This is a genomic window from Desulfovibrio sp. An276 (assembly GCF_002159665.1).
In the GTDB taxonomy this organism is placed as follows: domain Bacteria; phylum Desulfobacterota; class Desulfovibrionia; order Desulfovibrionales; family Desulfovibrionaceae; genus Desulfovibrio; species Desulfovibrio faecigallinarum.
Map to the genome: position 1 here is coordinate 1 of NZ_NFJC01000012.1, position 26,645 is coordinate 26,645.

19 protein-coding genes are annotated in these 26,645 nt (G+C 57.9%); 13 read left to right on the top strand and 6 right to left on the bottom strand.

The genetic code is table 11. From position 1 onward, the window contains the following. Nucleotides 1–210: 210 nt before the first annotated feature. The 8 genes from B5F76_RS14805 to B5F76_RS06550 all read left to right on the top strand — a co-directional run bounded on the left by B5F76_RS14805 (nucleotide 211) and on the right by B5F76_RS06550 (nucleotide 9,321). Nucleotides 211–420 (top strand): hypothetical protein, encoded by a 210-nt coding sequence (locus B5F76_RS14805; RefSeq protein ID WP_162608730.1) that lies wholly within the window; start codon nucleotides 211–213, stop codon nucleotides 418–420. A 184-nt stretch (nucleotides 421–604) separates the two neighbouring features. After that, the gene (gene aprB, locus B5F76_RS06520) at nucleotides 605–1,084 is read left to right on the top strand and encodes an adenylyl-sulfate reductase subunit beta (protein WP_087352523.1); all 480 of its coding nucleotides are present in this window, start codon (nucleotides 605–607) and stop codon (nucleotides 1,082–1,084) included. Nucleotides 1,085–1,136: 52 nt separating this feature from the next. Further along, nucleotides 1,137–3,125 (top strand): adenylyl-sulfate reductase subunit alpha, encoded by a 1,989-nt coding sequence (gene aprA, locus B5F76_RS06525; protein ID WP_087352525.1) that lies wholly within the window; start codon nucleotides 1,137–1,139, stop codon nucleotides 3,123–3,125. A 97-nt stretch (nucleotides 3,126–3,222) separates the two neighbouring features. Further along, the gene (locus tag B5F76_RS06530; RefSeq protein ID WP_087352527.1) at nucleotides 3,223–4,458 is read left to right on the top strand and encodes a CoB--CoM heterodisulfide reductase iron-sulfur subunit A family protein; all 1,236 of its coding nucleotides are present in this window, start codon (nucleotides 3,223–3,225) and stop codon (nucleotides 4,456–4,458) included. Nucleotides 4,459–4,463: 5 nt separating this feature from the next. Continuing rightward, nucleotides 4,464–6,746, top strand: coding sequence for an FAD-dependent oxidoreductase (locus tag B5F76_RS06535; RefSeq protein ID WP_087352529.1), 2,283 nt, complete (start codon nucleotides 4,464–4,466; stop codon nucleotides 6,744–6,746). Between the two features lie 13 nt (nucleotides 6,747–6,759). After that, nucleotides 6,760–7,938, top strand: coding sequence for a quinone-interacting membrane-bound oxidoreductase complex subunit QmoC (gene qmoC / locus B5F76_RS06540; protein ID WP_087352531.1), 1,179 nt, complete (start codon nucleotides 6,760–6,762; stop codon nucleotides 7,936–7,938). 48 nt (nucleotides 7,939–7,986) lie between these two features. Next, nucleotides 7,987–8,844: a hypothetical protein gene (locus tag B5F76_RS15115; protein WP_087352533.1), complete on the top strand. Its 858-nt coding sequence runs from the start codon at nucleotides 7,987–7,989 to the stop codon at nucleotides 8,842–8,844. A gap of 183 nt (nucleotides 8,845–9,027) precedes the next feature. After that, a complete protein-coding gene (locus B5F76_RS06550) occupies nucleotides 9,028–9,321 on the top strand; it encodes a helix-turn-helix transcriptional regulator (protein ID WP_087352535.1) in 294 nt (97 codons plus the stop codon). Nucleotides 9,322–9,399: 78 nt separating this feature from the next. On the opposite strand, the gene B5F76_RS06555 is transcribed toward B5F76_RS06550, so the two are convergent. From B5F76_RS06555 to B5F76_RS06580, 6 genes are all read right to left on the bottom strand, one after another. Next, a complete protein-coding gene (locus B5F76_RS06555) occupies nucleotides 9,400–9,615 on the bottom strand; it encodes a SlyX family protein (protein WP_087352537.1) in 216 nt (71 codons plus the stop codon). A 12-nt stretch (nucleotides 9,616–9,627) separates the two neighbouring features. Beyond that, nucleotides 9,628–9,987, bottom strand: a complete 360-nt coding sequence (locus B5F76_RS06560; RefSeq protein ID WP_087352539.1) for an EF-hand domain-containing protein — start codon at nucleotides 9,985–9,987, stop codon at nucleotides 9,628–9,630. Between the two features lies 1 nt (nucleotide 9,988). After that, nucleotides 9,989–10,360, bottom strand: coding sequence for a hypothetical protein (locus tag B5F76_RS06565; protein WP_087352541.1), 372 nt, complete (start codon nucleotides 10,358–10,360; stop codon nucleotides 9,989–9,991). A gap of 18 nt (nucleotides 10,361–10,378) precedes the next feature. Further along, nucleotides 10,379–11,644 (bottom strand): phenylacetate--CoA ligase family protein, encoded by a 1,266-nt coding sequence (locus tag B5F76_RS06570; protein ID WP_087352543.1) that lies wholly within the window; start codon nucleotides 11,642–11,644, stop codon nucleotides 10,379–10,381. 246 nt (nucleotides 11,645–11,890) lie between these two features. Continuing rightward, nucleotides 11,891–14,257 carry a penicillin-binding protein 1C gene (gene pbpC / locus B5F76_RS06575; RefSeq protein WP_087352606.1) on the bottom strand — a complete coding sequence of 789 codons (2,367 nt, stop codon included), beginning with the start codon at nucleotides 14,255–14,257 and terminating at the stop codon, nucleotides 11,891–11,893. 22 nt (nucleotides 14,258–14,279) lie between these two features. Next, nucleotides 14,280–19,967, bottom strand: a complete 5,688-nt coding sequence (locus tag B5F76_RS06580; RefSeq protein WP_162608731.1) for an alpha-2-macroglobulin family protein — start codon at nucleotides 19,965–19,967, stop codon at nucleotides 14,280–14,282. 376 nt (nucleotides 19,968–20,343) lie between these two features. Here B5F76_RS06580 and B5F76_RS06585 point away from each other — a divergent pair, with 376 nt between their 5' ends. The 5 genes from B5F76_RS06585 (at nucleotide 20,344) to B5F76_RS06605 (ending at nucleotide 26,475) form a co-directional block, all read left to right on the top strand. Continuing rightward, nucleotides 20,344–22,920 carry a mechanosensitive ion channel domain-containing protein gene (locus B5F76_RS06585; RefSeq protein WP_162608732.1) on the top strand — a complete coding sequence of 859 codons (2,577 nt, stop codon included), beginning with the start codon at nucleotides 20,344–20,346 and terminating at the stop codon, nucleotides 22,918–22,920. Nucleotides 22,921–22,976: 56 nt separating this feature from the next. Then, nucleotides 22,977–23,330, top strand: coding sequence for a cupin domain-containing protein (locus B5F76_RS06590; RefSeq protein ID WP_087352547.1), 354 nt, complete (start codon nucleotides 22,977–22,979; stop codon nucleotides 23,328–23,330). 537 nt (nucleotides 23,331–23,867) lie between these two features. Continuing rightward, on the top strand, nucleotides 23,868–24,143 hold the full coding sequence (locus B5F76_RS15340; protein WP_239406982.1) for a hypothetical protein: 276 nt from the start codon (nucleotides 23,868–23,870) through the stop codon (nucleotides 24,141–24,143). A 23-nt stretch (nucleotides 24,144–24,166) separates the two neighbouring features. Beyond that, nucleotides 24,167–24,400 (top strand): hypothetical protein, encoded by a 234-nt coding sequence (locus B5F76_RS14810; protein WP_162608729.1) that lies wholly within the window; start codon nucleotides 24,167–24,169, stop codon nucleotides 24,398–24,400. 263 nt (nucleotides 24,401–24,663) lie between these two features. Beyond that, a complete protein-coding gene (locus B5F76_RS06605; protein ID WP_087352610.1) occupies nucleotides 24,664–26,475 on the top strand; it encodes a carbon starvation CstA family protein in 1,812 nt (603 codons plus the stop codon). Nucleotides 26,476–26,645: the final 170 nt, after the last annotated feature.

Here is a 26,645-nt window from a genome sequence, read left to right on the forward strand (position 1 = left end):
GAGCGTCTGATCTTCAGATCAGTGCTGACGCATCCCGTATCGAAAGCAGGGTAGTCCTCCCGAGTCCCAAGGGAGGAAGCCCCGCGCATAAGCGCGGGGAGGCTTCACGGCAGATTTGGCTATGAGGGTGCCTGGTCCAGCCCAGGCAAAAGCGAACCTTCAGCTGTAACGAAACAGGCACTGTAAGCCCGAAAAACAGGTTTTTTGCATTTGAGAAGAAAATCACAATCTCTGGGGGCTTTTTCTGTTGTAACGCGTTTTTTTACTTTTTTTCAAAGAAAAGTTGATCAATATAGCAACCAGAAAACTTTATTGCAAGTGAGACAAAAAAAGCCGATTTTGCCACGAGATCGCCATTTCGGGGAGGGCAACAAGGCTTGGCACAAGGGGCAAAAAAAGTTTTTCCAGGGGGATTTTTGAAAAATAAGCAAGGAATTCAAATTGCTTGCAAAAGAATAGTGCAAGAGAAACAACAAAAAATCTTGCAAGGCGCTTGACTAGCTGGGGGTAGCTTGTTACAGATTTCCCAAGTTCTTTGCGGAAGGCCTTCCAATGTGCGGATCGCCTCCGAAAAACATTCACAAAATTAACTATGGAGGAACGTATGCCTACATTTGTTGATCCGTCAAAATGCGACGGCTGCAAGGGCGGCGAAAAGACTGCCTGCATGTACATCTGTCCCAACGATCTCATGATCCTGGACCCCGATGCCATGAAGGCTTACAACCAGGAACCCGATGCATGCTGGGAATGCTATTCCTGTGTGAAAATCTGCCCCCAGGGCGCCATTTCCGCTCGTCCTTACGCAGACTTCGCTCCCATGGGCGGTACCTGTATCCCCATGCGTTCTGCCGACTCCATCATGTGGACGGTTAACTTCCGCAACGGCAACGTCAAGCGCTTCAAGTTCCCGATCCGCACAACTCCCGAAGGTTCCATCGATCCCTTCAAGGATTGGCCGACCGACACCGATGATTTGGAAAACGAACTTCTCTACACCGAGAAGGAACTGGTTAAGCCCCAGCAGCTTCTGAACAAGAAGTTTGAAGTTGCCGAGGCCGACAAGGAAATGGTCTTCAAATAGACTGCAAACGATCTTTGTCAGAAAGTTTCAAATCATTTAAGGAGTTGCTACTATGCCTATGATTCCTGTGAAGGAAGCGCCCCGCGGCGTTGCCATTTCCGAACCTGAAGTTAAAGAACACGACGTTGACCTTCTCATCGTGGGTGGTGGCATGGGTGCCACCGGTGCCGCAGTTGAAGCCGTCCGCTGGGGCGACAAACTGGGCATGAAGATCCTCTGCGTGGACAAAGCCTCCCTCGAGCGTTCCGGCGCCGTGGCCCAAGGCCTTTCCGCCATCAACACCTTCCTTGAAAACAACACCGCCGACGACTACGTCCGCATGGTCCGCACCGACCTTATGGGCATCGTCCGTGAAGACCTTATCTTCGACTGCGGCCGTCACGTTGACGACAGCGTGAAGCTCTTCGAAGACTGGGGCCTCCCCATTTGGGTGAAGGGCGACGACGGTCACAACATGAACGGCGCCCAGGCCAAGGCCGCTGGCAAGTCCATCCGCAAGGGTGACGCCCCCGTCCGTTCCGGTCGCTGGCAGATCATGATCAACGGCGAATCCTACAAGTGCATCGTGGCCGAAGCTGCCAAGAACGCCCTTGGCGAGGATCGTCTGCTCGAGCGCGTGTTCGTCGTGAAACTGCTTCTCGACAAGAACACCCCCAACCGCATCGCTGGCGCAGTGGGCTTCTCCACCCGTGAGAACGTTGTTCACGTCTTCCGCAGCAACGCCATGATCGTGTGCTGCGGCGGCGCCGTGAACATCTACCGTCCCCGCTCCACCGGTGAAGGCATGGGCCGTGCATGGTACCCCGTGTGGAACGCCGGTTCCACCTACACCCTCTGCGCCCAGGTCGGTGCAGAAATGACCATGATGGAAAACCGCTTCGTGCCCGCCCGCTTCAAGGACGGCTACGGCCCGGTCGGCGCATGGTTCCTGCTCTTCAAGGCAAAAGCCACCAACGCCAAGGGTGAAGACTACTGCGTGACCCGTAAGGACATGCTCGTTCCTTACCAGAAGCGCGGCTACGCCACCGGCAAGGTTGTCCCCACCTGCCTGCGCAACCACATGATGCTGAATGAAATGCGCAACGGCCAGGGCCCCATCTACATGGACACCAAGACCGCCCTGCTGAACACCTTCGCCACCCTGAACGAAGAAGAGCAGAAGGACCTCGAGAGCGAAGCCTGGGAAGACTTCCTCGACATGTGCGTGGGTCAGGCCAACCTCTGGGCTGCCACCAACACCGCACCCGAGGATCGCGGCTCCGAAATCATGCCCACAGAGCCCTACCTGCTCGGCTCCCACTCCGGCTGCTGCGGCATCTGGGCTTCCGGTCCGGACGAAGACTGGGTTCCCGAGGAATACAAGGTCCGCTCTGCCAACGGCAAGGTCTACAACCGTATGACCACCGTTGACGGTCTGTTCACCTGCGCCGACGGCGTGGGCGCTTCCGGCCACAAGTTCTCCTCCGGCTCCCACGCTGAAGGCCGTATCGCAGCCAAGGCTGCCGTGCGTTACGTGCGTGACCACGCCGACTTCAAGCCCGAGCTTGGCGTCTCCAACGACGATCTGAAGAAGGAAATCTACGCTCCTTACTACACCTATGTGGAGAACAAGGACGTTTCCACGGATCCCGTTGTCAACCCGAACTACATCAGCCCCCGCAACTTCATGATGCGCCTCATCAAGTGCACCGACGAATACGGCGGCGGCGTGTCCACCTACTACATGACCTCCAAGGCTCTGCTCGACACAGGCTTCTTCCTGCTCGGCATGCTCGAAGAGGACTCCAAGAAGCTGGCAGCTCGCGACCTGCACGAACTGCTCCGCTGCTGGGAAAACTACCATCGTCTGTGGACAGTGCGTCTGCACATGCAGCACATTGCCTTCCGCGAAGAGACCCGTTACCCCGGCTTCTACTATCGCGCCGACCATATGGGCCTTGACGACAGCAAGTGGAAGTGCTTCGTGAACTCCCGCTTCGATCCCGCCACCGGCGAGACCAAGGTCTTCAAGAAGCCCTACATCCAGATCATTCCTGACTAGTCGGGCAACCACAGGTTGATGTATATCTAATCCTTCCGGGGGAGAATCTCCGTTTTGGGGGTTCTCCCCTTTCATGTCGAGTAGTTAGGAGGCTATAATGTCCAGCGCCATTCTCGTCGTCGGCGGCGGCTTCGCGGGCCTGACTGCCGCCATAGAAGCGGCGGAGCTGGGACATGACGTCTATATCGTCGAGAAAACGCCGTTCCTGGGTGGACGCGTTGCCCAGCTCAACAAATATTTCCCCAAACTCTGTCCCCCGTCCTGTGGTCTGGAAATCCAGTTCCAGCGCATCAGGAACAATCCCCGCATAAAGTTCTTCACTCTGGCCGAGGTAACGAGCTTGAGCGGAACAAAGGGCAATTATACTGCCAAGGTAACGATTCAGCCTCGTTACACGGCAGCCCACGCGGTGGATCTCGGCTTCTTTGCCTCTGCCCTCGAAGGCGAAACCAGCAATGAGTTCGACTTCGGTATGTCTACCCGCAAGGCCTTGTACAAATCTGCCCCCTTTGCCTTCCCGAGCCGCTACGTGCTCGACGCCGAAGCCCTGACCGCTTCCGACAAGGCAAAGCTTGCAGGCAACAAATTCGTGAATCTGAACGACGAGCCCAAGACCATCGAGCTCAATGTCGGTGCCATCGTGGTTGCCACTGGCTGGAAACCCTATGATGTGACCAATCTGAAGAATCTCGGTGCAGGCAACGTCGCAAACTGCATTACCAACATGCAGATGGAGCGCCTGGCTTCTCCCTATGGTCCGACCAAGGGCAAGATCGTCCGTCCCACAGATCAGGTTGCTCCCAAGCGCGTGTGCTTTGTGCAGTGCGCAGGCTCCCGCGACCAGAACCATCTCAACTACTGCTCCTATATCTGCTGCATGGCGTCCATCAAGCAGTGCTTCTATGTGGTCGAGTCCGTGCCGGACGCCATCTGCGATGTGTACTACATCGATCTGCGTACCCCCGGCCGCTACATCAAGACCCTCGACAAGGCACGCGCCTCCGGCAGGGTGAATTTCATCAAGGGCAAGGTTGCCAACGTTGAGCAGATTGAAGGCGACCGCTGCCGCGTGCAGGCCGAAGACGCAGTCCGTGGCGAAAAGCTCACCATGGACTACGACCTTGTTGTCCTTGCCACAGGCATGCAGCCCTCGCTCTCTCTCGGCAACTGCCCGCTGCCCCTGCCTCTGGACGAAGACGGCTTTGTCACGGGCGGCGAGGAAGAAGGCATCTTCACCGCAGGCTGTGCCCTCATGCCTCTTGATGTTACACGTTCCGCACAAACCGGCACTGCCGCAGCCCTCAAGGCTGTGCAGACCGTGGAAGGGAGGTAGGCGGCATGTCCAACAAGATTGGTGTCTATTTTGATGCCGCCAACATCGGCGGCGGTCTTGACGTGGAAGCCCTGGCCGCAGGGGTGAAAAGCAAATGGGACAGCCTTGTGGCTGTCGTTCGCGTCTTCCCCGTTCTCGCAGAAAATGCTGCGACCATTTCCAAGGATATCGAGGAAAACGGCCTTGACGGCGTGCTCATCTGCGGTCCTTCCCCTCGTCAGGACACGGATCTCTATCGCTTCCCGGTTCTCACCGAGCGCGTCAACCTGCGCGAACAGTGCGTGTTGAGCTATGAGGATCCTTCCGGCAATCCGCCCGTCGAAGGCGCTCCCGCTCCCGCACTTCTGACCGAGATTGCCACAGACTACGTCAACATGGGCGTGGTCAAGCTGCAGAAGGGCAATCTCCCCGACTCCGCTGCCCTGGAAAAGGGCGTGCATCGCATTCTCGTTGTGGGCGGTGGCTTCACCGGCCTCACCGCAGCCCTTGAGGCTGCCGAGAGCGGCTACGAGGTCGTGCTGGTCGAAAAGAGCGATCGCCTCGGCGGTGCCGTGAACAACATTCCCACAGGCTCTCCCCTGCATGCCCCCTGGGACGCAAAGGAAAGCACTGGCCTTCCGGAAAAGATCGCGGCTGTCGAGAAAAACGATCTCATCACAGTCTATCTTTCCTCCACAGTGGCCAAACTGGCAGGTCAGCCCGGCGAATACACCCTGACCCTGAACACTCCCAAGGGCGAGAAGACCATCGAGGTGGGTTCCGCTGTTGTGGCAGCCGGCTGGACGCCCCTTGCTCCCAAGTATCTCGAGAGCATGGGTTACGGCTCCACTCCCATGGTCATGCACGCCGCAGAGTTCGGCAAAGCCTTCCTCGCCGGCCAGATCACCGCGCGCCGCATAGCCTTTGTGCTTGATACCACCATAGCCGAGGAAGCAGCCAAGGCTGCAGCCGAAGAGGAAGCAAAGGCCAAGGCAGCTGCCGAGGCCGAGGCTCCCGCAGCTCCCGCCGCAGAGGGCGAGGAAGAGGCAGTCTTCGTGAAGGCAGACCTCGAGAGCATCGAGCATCTGCGCTACTCCAACGCAGTGAACTCTGTTGGCATGCTCCGTCTTGCCCAGAGCGTGTGCGAGAAGACCAACGACGAGACCCAGTGCTATGTCCTCTACAAGGACATGGTGGTGCCCGGCATCCTCGAGCGCTTCTATCGCACCATGCAGGACAGGCTCGGCCTCATGATGACCAAGGCGGACGTGACCTCCATCAGCCAGAAGGCCGATCACATGGTCGTCTCCTGCGAGAACACCCTGCTTGGCATAGACTTCGATCTCGACTGCGACCTCGTTGTCCTGCCCACAGGTCTTGTGCCTGTTTCCGCCAAGGAAGCAATCATGCAGTTCGAATACCGTCAGGGCCCGGACTTCCCGGATCTTGAGCTCTTCGACGGCTACCTCGACTCCAACTACATCTGCTTCCCCTACGAAACCCGTCGCACCGGCGTGTACGCAGCTGGCTGCGTGCGTCAGCCCATGACCCTGGACGGCTGCCTCTTGGACGCCCGCGGTGCAGTGCTCAAGGCCATCCAGGCCATCGAGTGCGCTGAACACGGCGTAGCAGTGCATCCGCGCTCCGGTGACGGAACCTATCCCGTGTTCAACTTCGTGCGCTGCACCCAGTGCAAGCGCTGCACGGAGGAATGCCCCTTCGGCGCCCTGGACGACGATGAGAAGGGTACGCCGAAACCCAATCCGGCACGCTGCCGCCGCTGCGGCACCTGCTTTGGTGCCTGCCCCGAGCGCGTCATTTCCTTTGCCAACTACAACATCGATCAGGTTGGCTCCATGATTCGCGAGGTCACGGTTCCCAAGGACTTCAAGACCGCCGGTCCGCGCATCCTCATCCTGGCCTGCGAAAACGACGCCTATCCCGCATTGGACATGGCCGCCCTGCAGGGATACAGGTGGAGCCCCTATGTGCGCATCATCCCCGTGCGCTGCCTTGGTTCCGTGAACGCCATCTGGGTCTCCGACGCCATGAGCAAGGGCTTTGACGGCGTGATGCTTCTGGGCTGCAAATACGGCGACGACTACCAGTGCCACTTTGTGAAGGGTTCCGAACTGTGCTCTCGCCGCATGACCAACATTGCCGAAACTCTGAACCGCCTTGGTGTCGAACCCGAACGCGTGGAACAGTTCGAGCTGGCCATTGACGAGGCCGACCATGTGACGGAAATGATCGACGGCTTTGTGAAACGCATTGAACAGATGGGACCCAACCCCTTCAAGGCCATGTAGGAGGTAGGCACAAATGGCAAACGTTACCCTTACTCCGGACTCCGGCTTTGCCAGAGAACTCATGGATGCGGGCGCCGACAGCCTGAAAAAGTGCTATCAGTGCGCTACCTGCTCCGTAGCCTGCCCCATGGCGCCGGCCAACTCACCCTATCCGCGCAAGGAAATGGTCTGGGCTTCCTGGGGACAGAAGGACAGGCTGCTCTCGGATCCCGATATCTGGCTATGCCACAACTGTGGCAACTGTGCAGAGCTGTGCCCCAGAGGTGCAAAGCCCGCAGATGTCATGGCGGCCTGCCGCAATATTGCCTACAAGAAGCTCGTGAAACCCGCCAAGGTTGGCGAGTGGATGAGCTCTCCCAAGGGTCTGCCCATTCTTTTCCTGATCCCTGCCATCATCTGGCTGGTGGTCTGGGCCATCAGGGCAGCCATTGTGGGGTCCTGGTTCCCGCGCACCGAAGACGGCCGCATCGTGTTCGGCCAGATCTTCTACGGCGACTACACCATTGACCCCATCTTCATGCTCACCTTCTTTGGCGCAGTCTTTCTGCTCTACAGGGGCTGCAGCCAGCTGTGGAAAAACTTCTCGGCTGGCAAGAGGACTCTGGTCATAGGCCCCACAAAGCCCTGGTACCAGCACCTTCTCGAAATGCTCTGGGAAGAAATCGGCAGCCACAAGAAGTTTGACGATTGCGAAAGCGGTCCTGCTACCGGACAGCCCAGCCATTCCCGCAAGAGCGGGCACATGTGTGTTGTCATAGGCTTTGTCTGCCTGATGATCGTCACGGCAGTGGTCGCTGGCGGCCACTGGGTTGGCAAGGTCATTCCCTTCCTCAGCATCGAGACACCCATGTCTCTTGTCTTCCCGGTGAAAATCCTGGCCAACTTCGGCGCAGTGGTCCTGCTGATAGGCCTTGTCCTTCTGACCATACGCCGCAAGCGTCAGAATCCCCGCTTCTTTACCTCCAACTACCAGGACTGGTATCTTTTGGGGATAATCTGGGTCATCACCCTTACAGGCTGCCTTTCCCAGATGTTCAGGCTGGCCGACGCCGTGCATTGCGCCTACATCGTGTACTACCTGCACCTGGTGTTTGTGTGGATGCTCTTTGCCTATCTTCCCTGGTCGAAGCTCGGGCATCTTGCTTACCGTGCGGCTGCACTTCTGTATGTCCGCATGTACGGGCGTGGTTAGAAAAACAGGACAAACAAACTCTCGAGCATTTTCGAGGAGGGATAAACAATGGCTGATTCAGAACGCAGGGTCTTCCCCATCGAGACAGTCCTGGCACTTGCTGCCGGCAAAAAAGACTGTGATTTGAGAGAAATCGCCGGATACATCCTTGGCGAATCCATCAACTGCAACTGCAAGGCTCTGGTTGCCGCTCCCTTTGCGGCTGCCTGGATTGCCAGACTCTACCCCAAGTTCGCAGACCTGGTCTGGAACGAGGAGAAGGAGACCTGGAGCAATTTCGTTGTCCGCGGCGCCCAGATCTTTGGCGACAAGGTGAGCCTGCCTGCCATGGCCGGCGGCATGAAGGCCACCTGCCAGGCAGTGCTGAAAACCCTTGCCGACAAGCACGACGAGGTTTCGGCCCTGCAGCGTGAAGTGGCTGCCCTGACAGCCCAGGTGGAAACCCTGAAGCCCCTGGAAGCCAAGCTTGCCGCGGCCCAGAAGAAGGCCGATCAGTTCGAGGCACAGCTCAAGGACCAGAAGAAGGAAATGGGTGCCCTGAGGCGTCAGACCATGGAGTTCCAGGGCAAGATGGCTCTCAACGAGGAAGAGCTGCTTGACACCATCAAGAACGCCATCAAGGAAAATCTGAAGCACATCTCCATTGCCGCTCCGGCAGCAGCCGGTGCCGCAGCTGCAGCCGCTGGTGCTGCTGCCGCAGGTGCAGCCGCAGCAGCAGCTGGTGGTGACGAGTTCGGCTTTGGCGGCGGCGCCGCCGATGAATTCGGCTTCGGCGGTGGTGCCGACGAGTTCGGCTTCGGTGGCGGCGCAGGCTTTGGCGGCGAAGCCGCAGCTCCTGCAGAGGAAAAGGCTCCCGCTGACGAATTCGGCTTTGGCGACAGTGGCAAGGATGAGTTCGGCTTCTAAAAGCTGATGGCGAAGTCCGGGTAGTTTCCCGGCTCTCCCAAGGTATACAAAAGGGCGATCCGCGTACAAAACGGATCGCCTTTTTTTGCACTTTGGGGGCTGGTCAGAGTGCAGGCAAGGTCTTATGTCTTCTTATGCCCAGGGAAAAAATCCCCAAATCCGGGCAAGTCGAGGAACATAATCATGGATACAAATACACTGGCATCCCGTCCCGCAAGCATCGTAAGCCCGGGACAACTGGTAGAGGATATCATGAACAAGACCTATGTGAGTCGCGAGCAGGCAGCACGACGCCTGGGGCTTGCCCTGGAGGAGCTGGACAGCTTCTACAAGGGCGAGCTTGAGCTCACAAAGGAGCTTGCCTTCAAGCTCAGGGACGCTACGGGTTTTACGGCCTCGCACTGGATAGGCCTTGAGCGCTACTACAGAAGGCGCCTTGCCAAATGGCAGGAGGGCTTGGCCGAAGACAAGGCCTAGTCAAGGCTTGCAAAAAGCAACAAAAAAACTGGCAGGAGCATTTCCTGCCAGTTTTTTTGTGAAGGTGTTTGGGCTCTCTCACCAGGAGTTGTAGTGGGGAGGGGGTGTGTTCACGGGAGCATTGCCTTCCTCGGCAATCTCCTTCAGGCGCTCCACCTCGGCTGACATTCTTGCAAGCTTGCGCTCAAGGTCATCCAACTGGCGCTGTTGCAGGGTCAGGGCCTCGTCGAGCTGCCTGACCCTGCGGGACAGGAAGTAGTTGTCCTCTTCGAGACGCTGCACACGCTCTTCCATGCTGGATCTCTCCTACTTGGCAGGCGGCGTCACCATGGGCAGGGCGTTCGGGGCAGGGGCAGCCTTGGGCGGCATGCCGCTTCCCTGACCACTGCGGCCCATGGAATGGTTGATGGCAAAGGCCTGCCATTCCTGACGGGAGATCTTTCCATCCCTGTCCGTGTCAATGGCGGCAAAGGCCTCGTCCTTCATGCCGGAAAAGGCAGCCATGAACTCTTCCTTGCTAAGGTTTTCGTCCTTGTTGGTGTCTGCCTTGTTGAAGGAGGCGCGGGCTGCGTCCATGCCGCTGCTTCCGGCTCCGGGCATGGCGAAGGAAATGCCGGCCACAGAGAGAAGGGCAAGGACAAGGAGAAGTGAAAGGAAACGGGACATCCTAGGCCTCCGGAGTAGATTTCAGCTCGTTTATGAACAGCTGCAGATTGTCCGGCTGATCGGCGGGAGCGTCCTCGTCCCAGAGCAGGGCGGACCAGAAGAAGGGAGAGTTTATATCCAGGCTGAAGGAGGCAACGCGCGAGAAGCGGCGCAGCTTGTCCGTGGCCTTCTGCTTTACCTCGCCCTCGAGGGCGGAAAGACAGGGGCCTGCAGCCTCGAAGATTTCGGACATGAGGATGGCCTTTTGCTTCATGGCCTTTTGATAGGCCGGACCATCGTTGGCATCGAGTGCCTTTTTGCCTTCCTCTTCGCAGGCAAAGACCCTTGTGTGGTAGTCCTGCAGAAAGTCGATAAGAGTCTGTAGACTGGACATGGTGTGCTCCAGGAAAGCCTAGTCCCAGCGGCGCTTGTCGTCGATGGGGCGAATCTGTGGCGGAAGCGAGCCGGGGGTGAGGAGCTTCAGCTTTGGACGCAGCTTTATCTTCTCGCGGAACTGATGCAAAAGCTCGTCCTCGCGGCTGAACTCGCTGGCCTCGATGTGCAGGGTCATCTCGTCTATGCCGTCGGGGTTGGTGACCACGATCTGCCAGCGCTTCACTTCCTCGAAGCGGCTCATGACCTGCTCGACCTGATGCGGGTAGACGAACATGCCCATGATCCTGGCAGTGGTGTCCACGCGACCGACGATGTTGCCAAGGCGCGGGCTTGTGCGGCCGCAGGCGCAAGGCGAGCGGTCAATGTAGGAGAGGTCACCAGTGGCAAGGCGAATAAGGGGATAGGTCTTGTTGAAGGCCGTGACCACGATTTCGCCAGTCTCGCCGTCCTTGAGCGGAATGCCGGTGTCGGGATGGCAGATTTCCACGTAGCAGCGGTTGGCAATGTGCAGGCCGGTCTTGTGGAAGCATTCGTAGCCTATGCAGCCAACGTCTGCAGTGCCGTAGCCCTGACGGACAATGATGTCGTATTTCTTTTCCAGCTGGTTGCGCATCTTTTCGGAAAGACGCTCGCCTGTGACAAAGCCCACTTCCAAAAAGAGGTCCTTGCGCAGGTTGAGGCCCTTTTCCTCGGTCTTCTGGGCAAGGTGCATGAGAAAGCTCGGTGTGCCCACGTAGCCGGACACGCGCAGCTTCTGCATGATGTCGAGCTGGGTGGCAGCCTCGCTGGGACCTGCGGGGATGACTGAGCAGCCCAGGTTGCGCAGGGGTTCCTCGAACATGAGACCGGCAGGAGTGAGCTGGTAGTTCAGGGTGTTCTGCACGATGTCGCCGGGACGGAAGCCGACAGAATAGAAGGCCTCGGTATAGCCCCAGTAGTCCTCGGCCCTGTCCTCGGGATCGAAGATGGGTCCGGGAGAGAGGAAGATACGCTTGAGATCCCCTATGTCCTTGGTCAGAAGGCCGCCAAGACGCGGTCCCATGGACTGCAGAAAAATGAGTTCTTTTTTCTTCAGAATAGGAATGTGCTTGATATCGGAAAGGGTCTTGAATTTTTCGACATTGAACTGGGCGCGGTCAAAGCGCTTCTTGACGTCTTCCGAATATCTGTAGGCGTAGACAAGCAGATCCTTCAGCTGAATCAGGTAGTACTGCTTGCGTTCGTTGGCGTCGAGAACTTCGCGACGACTATAGATACCTTCTGTGCGGTCTTTGCGTGTCATGCGTTGAAATTTCCCCCATAAAAAAGGATATTGAGCAGTTTGGGGATGTTTTGGAGACATAAAAAAGCTTTCCCCGAAAGGCAATCTTTCGGGGCACAAGCCTCACGTTTGGCATAGTCTAGAGAAAAGAACGAGAGAAGGCAAGAATCCTCCGGCTCACAAAATTGCCCGAAAATGGCTGCGTATCCCGAATCCGGCAGTAGGGAAAGTGTATGCCGGCCTGCCTTTCGGAGTACCTTGGCAATGTCAGGGCACGCGTCCTATGGAGAGCTTGCGGGTGGCGCTTCTGCCTGCCTCGTCCACCACGCGAAGTGTATGCTCGCCGGGGGGTATGCGAAGAAGCAGCTCCTCTCCAGGAGCCGTGACCCCGGCAAGATCCGTGTCACAAAACCAGAAAAGCCTTGCAACGCCAGCCTCAGCGTGGGCAAGAAGGACAAGGGAACAGAATGGATCGTTTCCCCGCACATGAAAGCGCACCCCTTCCTTGGGAAGGAGGATGCGAGGTGCAAGCCCTCTCGGAGCAGTCTTGCCGCACAAGGGGCCGTAGGCGGGGGGATCGGGCTTTTGTATGCCGGCCCCTGCATACATCCTTTTCAGTTCGCTTGGCCAGAATTCCGCGACGATCTCATGGCTTGCTTCGCTATCCTCGGGGCAGGAGAGAAGGCCTGTGCGGGAGTTTATGCGCACCTTGCGCAAGATGCCGGTTTCCCGGACAGGGGAGACGCCGGGTATGAACCAGGCATCGGTCTGGTCCTGGGCCTCTGGGCAGAGATCGGTGTTGATATCGCCAGTGGCGGAGCAGACGGGAATACGGCGCAGGCGAAGGTTGGGCCCCGGTACTTCGTGCAAATCCCGTATGTCTTCCCTTGCCGTTATGGCCCTTGCCAGTTCCCTGAAAAGAGGCAGGGCGGTTCGCGCGCCCACAAAGAGGGGATTTGCGCTGTTGTCGGCATTGCCCACCCAGACCACAAGGACGTAGGGGCCGAAGATGCCGCAAGTCCAGGCATCGCGCAGGCCGTTGGAGGTACCTGTCTTCACGCGCAAGGGAAGGAAGTTTCCTTTTCTGCCCCGGACCCTGTTGTCGGGATTGTCATTGCCAAGCATGTTTGTGACGACAAAGGCGGCCTCGGGGGAAAGCAGTCTTTGTGCAGTATCGTCCCTTGCAGCCCCCGATGCAGCCCCGGAAGTCTTTTCAAGAAGGGTCAGGGGTCTGAAGATGCCACCGTCTGCCAGCGTGGCGTAGAGGGCTGCCAGCTCCCTGGCGGTTACCTCTGCACCACCAAGGACAATGCTAAGGCCGTAGTGTTCCTCGGGGAAGGCAAAGTCTACGCCTGAGCGCTGCAAAAAACCGTAGAGACCAGGGGACGCAAGACTTCCTGCAAGGGAAATGGCAGGCACATTGCGCGAGAGCCTCAAGGCCGTGTCTGCCGGCAAGGGCCCCTGAAAGCCGCCGTCGAAATTTTCAGGCTCATAGCCTGCAAAGTCGCGGGGCAAATCGAGCAAAAGCGTTTTGGAGTGTATGAGCCCCTGTTCCAGGGCAAGGGCGTAGATAAAGGGTTTGAGCGTGGAGCCCGGGGATCTTCTGGCAGAGGTGATATCGACCTGCCCGTCAATGTCCTCGTTGAAGAAGGACGAGGAACCGGCAAGGGCCAGAATGTGACGGGTTGGCCAGTGCACGAGAAGGGCAGCCGCATTGCAGCCCCCAAAGGACGCAAGACGCGTGGCAAAGGAGGAAAGGCGCCTTTCTACAAGCTCCTGCAGGGAAAGATTGAGGGTTGTGCGGATCTCCCCGGAAAGTCCGCCTTGCAAAAGCTCGCTTGTAAGATGCATGGCCTTGAGGGGCAGATCTCTTGCTGTGTAGACCCTGAGGGAGGTTTTTGTAAGCGGCATGCGTACCTGAAGGTTGTTGCGCCTGGCATACTCTTCCTGCAGCCTTGCTGCAGCAGCAAGGAAATGGGGATTTTGGGACGAGGGGCGCCTGCGGACAGGGTTTTGCGGGACAGGCACGAGGGAGAGGATTTCCGTAAGGGAAAGCTTTCGTGGATCCTTGTGGAAGTAGATGCGCGAAGCTGCTGCAAGGCCCTCCACATTGCCCCCGTAGGGAGCGAGGGTAAAGTAGGCCTCAAGAATGTCCTTTTTGTCGTAGTGCCACTCAAGACGCAGGGCCAGGGCCATCTGGCGCAGCTTGTCCATGAGGGAGCCAGTGCGCAGGTTGTACTTAAGGCGGACCACCTGCATGGTCAGGGTAGAGCCTCCGAGGGTGCGGCCGCCAGCAAGCATGGAGAGGCCTGCGCGCACAAGGGAGAAGAGGTTCACACCTGGATGGTACCAGAAATACCTGTCCTCGTAGTGCAACACAGCATCAATAGCTTCTCCAGGCAGCATCTCGAGGCTTGTGCGAAGGCGAAAGCGACCGTCACTGGCAAGGCCCACGCGCAAAAGTCGCCCGTCCCTGTCCAGGATGCAGGCTGAGAAGGGAATGCCTTCCAGAGGAGGGGGACAGGGGCGGCTCATCCAGACGAGAAGGGCAATGAGCCCGCACAATGATATCAGAAGGAAGGATGCCAGAAGGCGCAGGGCCAAGCGCACCCCAAATAATCGGGAAAAGGGCATGGAAGCTTCCTGGCGCTTCATCCTAGCGCTTCACTATATGCAGCTTGCCGCCGGCTGTGCTTGCCTCCATATCAGGCTGGTACATGGCCTCGGCGTGCACGACAGGGACGCTGAAGGTGCCGGCAGTTGTGGCCCTTGCCCTGTAGGTGACAAGACGCATGTCCCCTGCTGTGGACATGAAGAAGAGCATGCGGTCTTCCCTGCGCTCGACATGCTCCACGTACCAGGGGAGCTGCTCTCCTTGAGCCAGCTGCGGCTCAAGGCCGCCTGGCAAAAGATCGCAAAGAACCACGTTGTCCAGAGACCTGTCCGAGCGAAGACCTATCTCCACAGTCACAACATCGCCTGCCTTTGCTTCGGTCACCTCGCGGCCCGAACTGTCGAGATAGCGCCTTTTCACTTCTATGCCGTTGGCGGAACTTGCGGGGACACCCCTGTCGTAGCCTGTAACGCTCAGGTTCCAGACAAGCCTTGCAGGCTGTTTGGCAGTCACGGCGAATTTGCGGCAGCCAGGGGCCGAAAGCTCGTGCATGCCAGCCAGGGTGCGTTCGATCTCTCCTTCGCCAGAGGCAAAGCCTTCCATGCGTTCCTCGCAAGTGATCTTGCAGGTGTCGGAAATGCTCTCTTGGGCTTCGAGTCCTGCAATAGCGTTTGCAAGCGCCCGGGACGCCAGGGCACAAGCCATGGTGGTTGCGTTGGGTGCAAGGGCCCTTGTTGCCACTTCCTCGAAAAGGGCGTGTGGGGAAGCCTTGTCCCCTTGCCAGTGCGGCCTTGCAAGGATGGTTGCGTGCAGGGCCATGGCGCAGGTTGTGTCGAAAAGCCCGCTTCCGTCTCTCTCAATGGGCGCAAGGCTTTGGGGCATGAGATTTGTAGCCTCGCTCTCCAGACGCAGCATGGCGTAGCAGTCCGCGAGAAGGGCTGCCGTCACATCCTTGCGCCAGCCCTTTGCGTAGCTGTCGAGCCATATGGTCAGCCTTTCCACATCCTGGGTCACGAGCTCGCCAGAGCGCATGAGAACCCAGCAGGCATAGGCCCTTGTGCGGGCGTCTGCCAGGGTTTGGGGATCTCGCCAGACAAGGCTTTTTAAGGAAGAAAGGAGGGTTTCGCGCAAGTCGGCGGGTACAGAAGAGCCGTATTCGGCAAGGCTTACGAGAAAGTCGCTTGCGTAGACTGTAAGCTCCTCGTTGCCCTCACCCCCGGGCCACAGCGAAACTTTCTGGCCTGCAAGATTCTGGCGTATGGTTGCAAGGGCAGCCCCTATGGCTTTTTCCATAGCCTCGTTTCGTTCCTTGAGATCAGGGGAAGGGTTTACAAGATCCGCTATCTCTGGCCTGAATCGGGCCGCAAGCCAGGGGAAAGCCTGGCTTATGCGCTGTTCGGCACAGCCGTAGGGGTAGGATGCAAGGCGTGCGGAAAGAGCGCGCAAGGAGGTCAGGGGTGCAGCAGAAACGACAAGGCGCGTGTCCGCATCAAGGGGGTAGAGTATGCGATCCACAAGTACAGGAACATTCTTTTCCAGCCTGCCGTATTTGGACGTGGTCCTTGCCACATCAAGGGGACGGATGGAGACCTGTTGCAGGCGTCTGGCAAAGCCCCTGTCGACCTGGTCCGGGGCAGGTTTTGCAAGGTTTGCCTCGAAAAGAAGCGAGCCTGCGCCAAGCCTGTCCGCCACTTGCAAGTCGAAGGAAAGTGTTTTTTCCGTGTTTTCGTCGATTGCCAGGGTTTGCGAGATTTCGGGCACGACCTTGCCGTCTTCCAAAAGCTCAAGTCCGTCTCTTGCTGTGATGCGCACGTTGATGGGCACGTTGCTTCCGCTGCCTGGGATAGTGTTGGCAATGGCGCAGGCGGCCTTAATCCTGTCCCCCGGGTTTGCGGCCAGGGGGAGGAAGGGGCGCAGAATGAGGGAACCGCGAACCCTGCAGCTGACCTCGGCAGAGCCAGCGGAAAGGAAGCCCCCGGGCACGCTTGAGGTGCCTACGGCCATGATGCGGATGCTTCCGGAAAGGTATTCCGGAACCCTGATGGAGACCACGGTTCCCTTCTGGTCCACGTCCACGAGGCCAAGCCAGCGCGCAAAGGGCGGCTCGCTGCGACGTCTGAAGGGGTTGAGAAAACGGCCTCCGGGTGTTGCCATATCGCCGCCAAAGGCAGGCAGCCTTCCCTTGAGCCTTGCGTGATCGGGCATGAGCAGATCAAAGATTTGCCAGGTTGTCACATCAAGGGCCCTGTTGGAAAGAAGTTCGCGCAGGGGATCGGGTGTTGTGTATCTGGTGAGCGAGAGAATGCCCTCGTCCACGGCAAAGAGGAGGGCTCTGCCCTTGCGCTGCGAATGTACGCGCACGGGGATGTCCCTGCCTGGCTGCACTTCGCTTTGTGCTTCGAGCTCAAGGCCCATGGATCTTTGTCCCAGGCCGCACACAAAGGGGAGAGTGGCGTGGACCATGGGGCTTATGTAGATGGTTTCGGAGTTGGTCGTGCGGGCAAAGAGCACGCTCACATAGCCCTGGCCCTCGAAGGAGGCGGGAATGCGGATGCGTTGCTCGGATTCTCCTGCCTCAGCGCGAAACCAGACGCTTTCCACAACGCTTTCGCGCTCAATGGTGATGAGTCCTGTGCCCGAATAGGGTGTGTTCATGCGCACTACCATGGTGTCGCCTGGCTCATACTCTTCCCTGTTGAGCCTGAGATTCAGATCGCCCTTTTTGTAGGCAACGGAAGAGGTGCCGTCTGGCAAAACGACATTTCTGCCAGCCACGGTGTAGGGGACGCTCAGGATGGTGGCTCCCTTGTCCGTGGCAAGGGTGAGAAGGTAGTCGCCCGGCGTTTGGGTGGGCAGGGAAATCTTTCTTCCTTCCTTCTCAAGATTGATTTTTTCTGTCCGGAAGGGCTTTGTCAGGGCTGTTGTATCGTAGGCAAATTCTCCGTTCTGGTCGCGCACAAGGGCGTTGACGTAGCGTCTTTGGGCAATGGTGAGCGTCAGATCCTCAAGACTCTTGGGCAAGAGGGTGTTGTCCAAGGCAAGCACCTCGATGGCAGCAGGCGCGTTTTGGACAACATGATCCAGGGTATTGGCTCCGTCTGTCGGTCTGAAGCCCACTATGACTTCGAGGGGAGAGAAAAGGGCCTTGAGTTCCCTTGCCACTGCCCTGCCGCCTGCGGCGTCAAAGCCCTCTATGCGCAGGGTGGCGCTGAAGGTGCCTGTGTGGTGACACGGGGGAAGGGCAAGTGTGGCTGCACCATTCTTGTCCGTGCGAACTTCGGGCAGGGGCACTGTGCGCTGTTCGCCCTGGGCAAGGGAGATGTCCTGGAATGTGTAGCCGGCAAAGCCCGGGAAGGAGAGCCTTGCGGGAGAGCTTGCAAGGCTTGCCCGAATGTCGTGGCCTTTCGCTGCGTCTCCGTAGAGGGTGGAAAGCTTGATGCTGGCGCTTGCAGGGCTTTGGGAGGGCCTTGTTACGATCCAGCCCTTTTTTGGGGCAGGATCGAGTTGTGCGGCCAGGGCCAGGGTATCCGGCTCGAATTCCTCTATCCGCACTGTGGCTGAACCAAGGATAGGTGCCACACTCTTGTCGTCCAGGATGCGCACGTCAAGCCGGTAGGGACCTGTGGGGCTTTGCGGGGAGGATTGCCAGGAGACTGAGGCAAGCGATGGGTCCCCATGAAGGGGCTTTTTCAGGACCGTGCGGCCCAGGGGATCGGTTAGCACTGTTTCCAGGGGCAAATCCTTGGGCAGCATGCGCCAGTCGAAGCGCCGCACCATGATGCCGAAATGCAGCATGTCTCCTGGCATGTAGAGGCCCCGCTCCGAAAAAACCGAGGCCATGAGGCCGGATTTTGTACTGTGCCTGCCGGATACGGCAAAGTCGCTCATGTCCAGAACGCGGGACTTGTCCCGCAGGGAGAGCCAGGAAAGATCCGGGTCCTTGCCAGTGCTGGTAGCCATGATGGCGACTGGCTCCATCTCGCCCTCGAGGCCCTTTGCAGGGGGAAGATAGGCCTGTCCCTGGGCATTGGTCTGCACAGTGGCAATGGCAGTCCCGTTTCGTGCGAGAAGCTGTACCCTGACACCACCGACAGGGGTGCCGCTGAAAAGGCTCGCCACAAAGACATGGCGGCCACCAAGGGCATTTTCCTTGATGACCAGTCCCAGGTTGGTCAAAAGGACCATCTTTTCCGCAAAGGCTACCATCTTGCCGTCGCGCATGCCCTGCAGGACTAGCTGGTAGAGGCCGCAAGGATGCTCTTCAAGCATCTTGTCGAGCTCAAGAACAGGGAAGGAGGCCCTGCCGTTGTCCTGCAGGGCAACAGGGATTGTTCCCCTGACAGTTACAGTCTGGGCGTCCAGATCCACGTCGCTCATGCCAGGCTCGATGGTTTTGCTCGAAAAGCCATGGCTTGCCGCAAAGAGGGCCAGGAAGGAGGGTTGTATGCGCCTTGCCTGCCAGCGCAAACTGTCTATGCCAATGCTGTGCAGGGCAATCTTTCTGCTGCCGGCAAGGCTCACCAGATTGCCGGGCAGGAGGAAGGAGAGCTCTGCTTCGGCCTCGGGTGCGCGCAGCACAACGCACACATCCTTTTCAAGGTGAATGCCGCTTTGCGAGGCAAGCTTCTTGTCCACAAGAACCAGAACGCAGCGTTCGGGCTCGATTGCAAGGGCAAGGCGTATGCTGTCGGTCTCTTCCTTCGGTGAGAGCAGGACGGGCTCGATTTTGCGGGCCTTTCGCACATCGTCCCTTGAGAGCGCAGGATAGCGCGTCCAGTCCGTAGGCTCATCGGCACCGGGCTCGGCCTTTTCGGGAAGCTCAAGCACAGTGAGTGCAGCCAGAAGATCCTTCGGTGATGTGCGCAAGGTGGTCTCGAGGAGAAGCTCGTGGCGCAGGTTGAAGTTTTGGTCGTGCCCCCTTGCGAGGCGAATTTCCCTGAAGGAGAAGAGGGATTTTCTGCCAGGCACGCCGAAGGCGTGGGCAAGGGGCTTTTTTTGCAAAACGCGCCTGCCCTCTTCCAGGGTGTAGGCAGGCATGGAGTCAAGGTGCACTGTCACCCTGCCGGGGGTTTCCCCAAGCTTGCGCACAAGGGCGCTTACGACAACGCCGTCATTGGTCGCGTTCCAGGCAAGGCGGGGATTGGCCAGGACAACGCCATTGTCAGCCGAAAGACGCAGGGACTTTTCCACCCGGGCCGTGTCCTGGGGCCAGATAAAGGTGAGGGGAATGGATATGCCGTGTGCCTCGTTTGCAGAAGGATCAATCCAGACTGTCTCCTTGCCCGGCAAAACGCCCTCTCCTTGCGTCGTAAAGGTCACCTGCTTCACGTTCAGTGCCATGGCTGCAGGGATGTCCGCCTTTTCAAGGCTTATGGTATAGGTTGTGGCAGGAGCAAGGGCACCGCTTTGCGTGCGGGGGTGAAAGCGCAGGCTGTTCCAGCCGCTCCAGCGCCACTCCCCGTCCACGTGCGGGGTGATCTCTACGCCGCGCACAAGCCTGCCCGGTTCTCCGTAGGCGCGGGACATGCATTCCTGTGCCCAGTTTCTGCCATACTCCCTTTTGCAGCGGTCCTCGTCCAGGGCAAGGACAATGCCAATGCCCTCCTGCCAGCTGCTTCGTGCAGGATCTGTGGTTTCCACCCTCCTGTAGGAAGGCCCGGCAAGGGCCGTGCTCGCAAGGAGAGGGACAAGAACTGTGAGGAGAATGAGCAGGCTGGCAAATCGCTTCATCTGGTTTTTCGGCGCAAGGGCTGCGCCGCCTCCCTGGCGTGTGGTTTGGCAAGGCTTTTTCCATGCCCCGAAGGATGGGGCAGCAAAAGCCGTACCATAGCCCCAAATGCCTTGCAACACTGCAAAATGCATGGGACCGAGAGCTTGCGGGAAGGTTTTGTGCAAAGGGGCCAAAATGCCCGAAAACTGCATTACAAGGCTCTTTGCAATGGCAGGTTCATGGTGCTATAGCCTCACATCTGGCAGGTACTGGGGGGCACCCCTTGTGCCGTCGATTCTTGCGATTGGAGGGATGTGTGGCATGCTGTACAGCCTGCACGCAGAAAGGGGCCTTCGGGGGGCCGGGGTACTTAGAGGCTTTGCCTGTCTTTTGTTCATGCTGATCCTTTTTGGGACAATGTCCAGTATTGCCTGCGCAGCCGATGAGGCTTCCCAGGACAATGCGGGCGTGGCCAAAAGCGAGGCAACTGCCGAGCAAAAAGCCACCGAAGCAGATCAGAAGGCCGAGGAGGCCCGAAAGGCTGCAGAGCTCAAGGCCAAGACCGAGGAGGCCGTCAAGGCCAAGACGGAGAAGGAAGAGGAACTGCGCCAGCAGCGCGACGAGGCTGCAGCCCAAAAGCAGCAGGAGGCAGCAGAACTTGCCGCAAATGACCCCTTGCGCGAGATCTGGGCAAGCCAGCGTACCATGCTGGACTCCGTCATCAAGCAATCTACTACCTTGAGCAAGAGATTCCTTTCCGACGTGAGTGTGCTGGAGCAGATCCGGCCAGTGGAACAGGACATCAATCGTCAGCTTGTGCTCGTCAACGAGTTTCAGACCTATCCAAGCCCGCTTGAGGCCGTGAGCAGACGCCTTGGGATTTCCGCAGACCTCGTCAACACCATCATTCTTTCCGCTGCAACCGTGCAGCTTTCCGCCCACGATCTTCTCCAGCAACTGGAGCGTTCGGCGGACAGCATGGCGGAAATTGCGCTGACAAAGTACGGCGACACTGCCGAGTACATGGAGCAGATCAATACGGCCCGCTTTCTGCTCACCGCCATCATCACCCGCTACGCCTCTGCCCTCGCTCCTGCGAGAGCCTTGGTGAAGAAGGTTGAACAGACACGCAGCGAGATCAGTGCCAAGCTCCCAGAATTGTGGAAGAACTACTATACACAGAAGCCTGTGTCGTGGCTTTCTGGTTCCGAGTGGGAAGCCCTGCCGCGAGCACTTGGCTATTTCGGCATCAGCATTGAGCTGCGCAAGGCAGTGGAACTGCCGCTCACAACTACCCAGTGGCAGGGAGCGCTCTCCCGCTTTGTCATTACTCTCGTAGCCATGGGCCTTCTGGGATACCTCCTCTGCAACCAGTTCTTGCGCAGCTATCCGGAGATACAAAGGCAGGTTTTGCGCAGCAGTCTGCCCTGGAACGTGTTCGGCATGGCACTGATTGCCGCATCCTACACGCCAAGCCTTGAGCTCTTCAGGCTCTTCCTTGCCCTTGGCAATCTTGCACTCATCATGGGGCAGGTCACCCTTGCCTGGCAGCTGAGGCGCATCAAGTTTCCGGACATCACAAGGGAGAAATCGCCCATATTCGCCCTTGTGCCCCTGACCTTCGCTGCCTACATCTTTTTGTATCTGCCCCTGCCAAGACTTCTGACGCTGGTCCTCTGGCTTGCCTGCCTTGTGGTCAACATCTGGATTTGCCACAAGTCTCCCGACCTGGACCTTGGCAAGATGCAGCTGGAAAAATCCATCCTGAACCTGCAGCCAGTGGTACTGTGGCCCTGTCTTATCCTCTGCATAATCGGCCTGCACTTCTACAGCATGGTGGTCTATCTGCTCTTTACCTCGCTGTGCGTGGCAGTGCAGATTTCGGTGGCCTCCCTGTCCTTTTTGTCCCGCATCAACGAATCCCTGGACAACGAGGACACAAGCACCATGTGGCTGAGCTTTTTGCTCGCCATCTCCGCTCCGGTGGTGCTCCTTTTGGCCGCAGCCGTTGTTTCCCTGTGGGTGGGAACATTGCCTGGCGGCCTTGATCTTCTGCAGTTCTATATCTTCAAGAGCGTCAGCATAGGCGAGACACAGCTCAACTTCATGCAGGTTCTGCTCATTGCCACGGCCTTCTTCCTGGCACGAACTGCAGCGCGCATGGGCAAGAACCTCATAGCCAAGATGCCGGACAAGGGGATGAAGCTGGACAGAAGCCTTATCACCCCAATGCAGACGGCCTATGTGTACTTTATCTGGCTTTTGTTCGGCTTCTTTGTTCTGAAGAGCCTTGGCATGAACCTGAGCAATCTTGCTGTCATCGCCGGTGGCCTTTCCGTTGGTATCGGTTTTGGCATGCAGACCATTGTCAACAACTTCATCTCCGGCATCATCCTCATCTTCAGCCGCAACCTGCAGGTTGGCGACGTGGTCGAGGTTGGCACGGTTGTAGGGCGTATCAAGCAGATCAACGTGCGCGCCACAGTGGTGGAGACCTACGACTCGGCTGTTATCTATGTGCCCAACTCTGCCTTTGTGTCCGGCAATCTCACAAACTGGACAAGCAACAGCAGAACGACTAGGCAGCAGGTGACCGTGGGTGTGGCCTACGGGACGGACACGGAGCTTGTGAGCAGGCTCCTTCTCGAGGTAGCCAACAAGAGTTCGGAAGTTCTGGCCTTCCCCAAGCCCGTCGTGCAGTTCCAGGCCTTTGGGGCAAGCACGCTGGACTTCAGGCTGCTGTTCTGGGTAAAGGACTACGACCTTGCCACGGGCGTAGCCTCGCAGCTGCGCTTTGCCATCAACAAAAGCTTTGCAGAACACAACATAGAGATTGCCTTCCCGCAGATGGACGTCCATCTGAAGAGGGATCCGGCACCCAGGCCCGCAGGCCGCAGGCCGGCCCAGGCCTTGCCTTCCCGCAGGATGCGGCCAGCAAGGACAAGACGAGCCCCTACAAGACAGGCCCTGTAGCCTGAGGCTTCCCCTGCTTTCCCGAGGGACAGCGCAGGGCCCCCAGGAGGAGTACCATGATTCGCAAATCCCAAGACTGCACCACCTTCACGAAGGTCATGTTCGGTGGCCCGGGCGCCATTGAAGCCAGGCAAATCCTCAACGAGGGAGAGTTCTGCGACAAGGGCAGGCTCTTCAACCACATTGTGTTGAAGCCCGGCGTGACCATTGCAAAGCACCGCCATGTGAACGACTTCGAGACCTACTACATCCTGAAGGGATATGGCGTGTACAACGACAATGGCACAGAGGTCGAGGTAGGCCCGGGTGACGTGACCATCTGTCCCGAGGGCGAGGAACACGCCCTTGCCAACACAGGCTCCGAGGACATGGAAATCATTGCCCTCATCCTCTTCGACAAGAAAAACTAAAGCAGAGCCAAACAGCGTGAACGGGCTGCCCAAAGGATATGGCTTCCTTTCCGGGCAGCCCTTCTTTTTTTGCCCTGAAAAAAATCTCCTTGCCCTTGGGGGTGCCCCATAGTTTAGCATCAGGCTGATCTGTCCTTCTGTGTCTCTTTTTGCCCCTGACAGGCCTGTCCTGGAAGGGGTTGTCCTTTTGCGCGTCCTTTTTGCTGTTCGGGACAGTCTTTGCGTTTTCGGACGTGGTTCTGAACATGTAGGGACTCTTGCTTGAGCATCGTCTGCGGCCACCACTGCCTGCCTGGCCGGCCTGCACGCAAGCTACAACCTGAGCGGCGACTGCGGCTCTCTCTCCCCTGCTTTCTTTCTGCGGAGCTGGTTCTGCCTTTGTGATTGGCTGGATCGTGGTTTCAGGCGATCTCTTGCCTGAGGCTGAAGAAGGCGTTGTGCCAGCATGGATGCCTCCAGAGGGAGAATACCCGCCATGATCCTCCTGTTCGGTGTCCTCGCGCTGATGGGCTTCACCATCAAGGGAGCCTGCGGCGAATGGAGTGCTCTCTTGCTGCACACAGAAAAGGGGCAAGCGAGAGCCTGGCAGGCCTTGGCATTGCCCCCGTCAAGCCCGTCATCCTCAGTCGTGGTGGCAACAGGAGTGATAGCAGCCCCCAGCGTGCGGCAACCATCCTCTCCATCATGGGCTATGCGGGACTCTTGGTTGTGCCGCCATCCATACTGGCTGGCGGAGAGTATTGGCCTGTCCACGGCCCTTTTTCCTTGAGAAAACGGATCATTTCGAACTGCAAGAACTGCTTGGCGTTGTAGTAGCGGTACCCGTTTTTCCCTGCATGCTGGGGTTTGAGAAGCCCGAGCTCATCATGGCGGAGAGTATCCTTGGTACTATGGCACAAAGTGTATACCTTTTGGGCATGAGTGCTCCTCCATGTCCGAAAAACCGTAATAATGCAGCCTGTTTTTCATTTGTCGCTCTGGATTCACCAGAGCCGGGAGTAGCACATGTCGTGAAGACCGGGAAAGTGCAGAAAAACAATCAGGGAGCAAAATTTTTTATATATATCTAAAGCTTTGATATTTGGCAAGAAAAATTTGACAAAAAGTGCATTGGCAAGCTTGTCTTTCTATCGGGTTTAATATGGATAACCTATTGTTATTATGTTATAAAACAAGAGAAAGAGAATTTCTTCACGAGGCGTGGGAAGAACGTGCGGGGGGACTGGAAAAATTTTTCACATAGCAGTACACCAAGCCCCGGAAAATAGAGGCAGTGCAAGCTACCTCTGGCTTATCAAGGAGGATTTGCCTTATGGTTGAGGCAACACCTGGAATCAATGCGGTAACAATCATCTTTGTTGCCCTGTGCGTCTTTGCCATCGGCTACAGATTCTACGGTCTGTTCATAGCCCGCAAAGTGCTCAATCTTAATGACGCCCGTCAGACCCCGGCTGTGAAATACGCCGACGGTCATGACTACATTCAGACCAACAAGTACGTGCTGTTTGGTCACCACTTCGCGGCCATCGCCGCCGCAGGCCCCCTGCTCGGACCAGTGCTCGCCGCACAGTTCGGCTATCTGCCCGGCCTGCTCTGGATCCTCATCGGCTGCGTTCTGGCCGGTGCAGTCCATGACATGGTCGTGCTGTTCTGCTCCGTTCGTCACAAGGGCCAGTCTCTTGCCTATATCGCCACCCGCGAAATAGACAAGACCACCGGCACCGTGGCTGCCTGGGCAGTGCTCGCCATCCTGTTGCTCACCCTGGCCGGTCTGTCCATCGCCGTTGTGAACGCCATGCACAACAGCCTCTGGTCCACCTACACGGTTGCAGCAACCATCCCGATCGCCATCATCATGGGTCTGTACATGCAGATCTGGCGCAAGGGCGACGTGCTTGGCGCCTCCATCATCGGCGTTGTGCTGCTCTTCCTCTGCCTGCTCTCCGGACCCTACGTGGCCGCACATCCGGAAATCTTCGGCTTCCTGGACATCGACAAGAGGGAAATGTCCATCCTGATTCCCGTGTACGGCTTCTTTGCCTCCGTTCTGCCTGTGTGGCTTTTGCTTCTGCCGCGTGACTACCTGTCCACCTTCCTCAAGGTCGGCACCATCCTTGGCCTTGCCATCGGCATCGTCTTCGTCATGCCGCATTTCAACATGCCGCCTCTGACCACGTTCATCAACGGCGGTGGCCCCATCGTTGGCGGTCCTGTCATCCCCTTCATCTTCATCACCATCGCTTGTGGTGCCCTGTCCGGCTTCCATGCCACCATTGGTACCGGCACGACCCCCAAGATGATCAGCACCGAACACGATGTGCTCTTCGTGGGCTACGGCGCCATGCTGCTTGAAGGCTTTGTGGCTATCATGGCCCTCATCGCCGCCTGCGTGCTCATCCCCGCCGACTACTTCGCCATCAACTCTCCCGAAGCCGCTTTCGACAAGCTCGGCATGGCCGTACAGGAACTGCCCAGGCTTGAGCAGGAAGTGCAGGAGAACCTGATGCACCGTCCTGGCGGCTCGGTCTCCCTGGCCGTCGGCATGGCCCACATCTTCTCCCAGATCCCCTTCATGGAAGATCTGATGGCCTACTGGTACCACTTCGCCATCATGTTTGAAGCCGTGTTCATCCTCTCTGCAGTTGACGCCGGTACCCGTGTGGGCCGCTTCTTCCTGCAGGAAATGATCGGCAAGGTTGCTCCCAAGTGGGGTGACAAGAACTGGTGGCCCGGTATCGTGGTGACCAGCGCCGTGTTCACCTCTGCCTGGGGTTACCTCGTGTACAGCGGTGACATCGCGAACATCTGGCCTCTGTTCGGTATCAGCAACCAGCTGCTTGCTTCCGTGACCCTGCTCATCGGCACCACCGTGCTTCTGCGCATGAACAAGGGCAAGTACGCTTTCATGACCGGTATCCCCGGTGTCTTCATGACCATCATCACCTTCTGGGCCGGCATCTGGCTGTGCATCAACCAGTATCTGCCCAATGGCAAGTACCTGCTCGTCTTCCTGAGCGTGCTCGTCATGGTCATGATGCTCTTCGTCATCATGGGAACCATCCGTCGCTGGAAGGTGCTGCTCAACATGCACACCGAAGTGAAGGACGAATTTGGCGACAGCTACAAGGAAATTGTCGGCGAATAGTTCGCCTGATCCTTCCTTGAGAAAATAGAAAGACTCCCCGTTTTCCGGCATTGCGTCGGGAGGCGGGGAGTTTTTTTTGTACATGAAGCCCTGGTTGGACAAGGGCTCTGGCAAGAGAGGCCTGCCCTCTGACGACAGGGGGCAGGCCTTGCGCCACAGGCCAGGCGCCG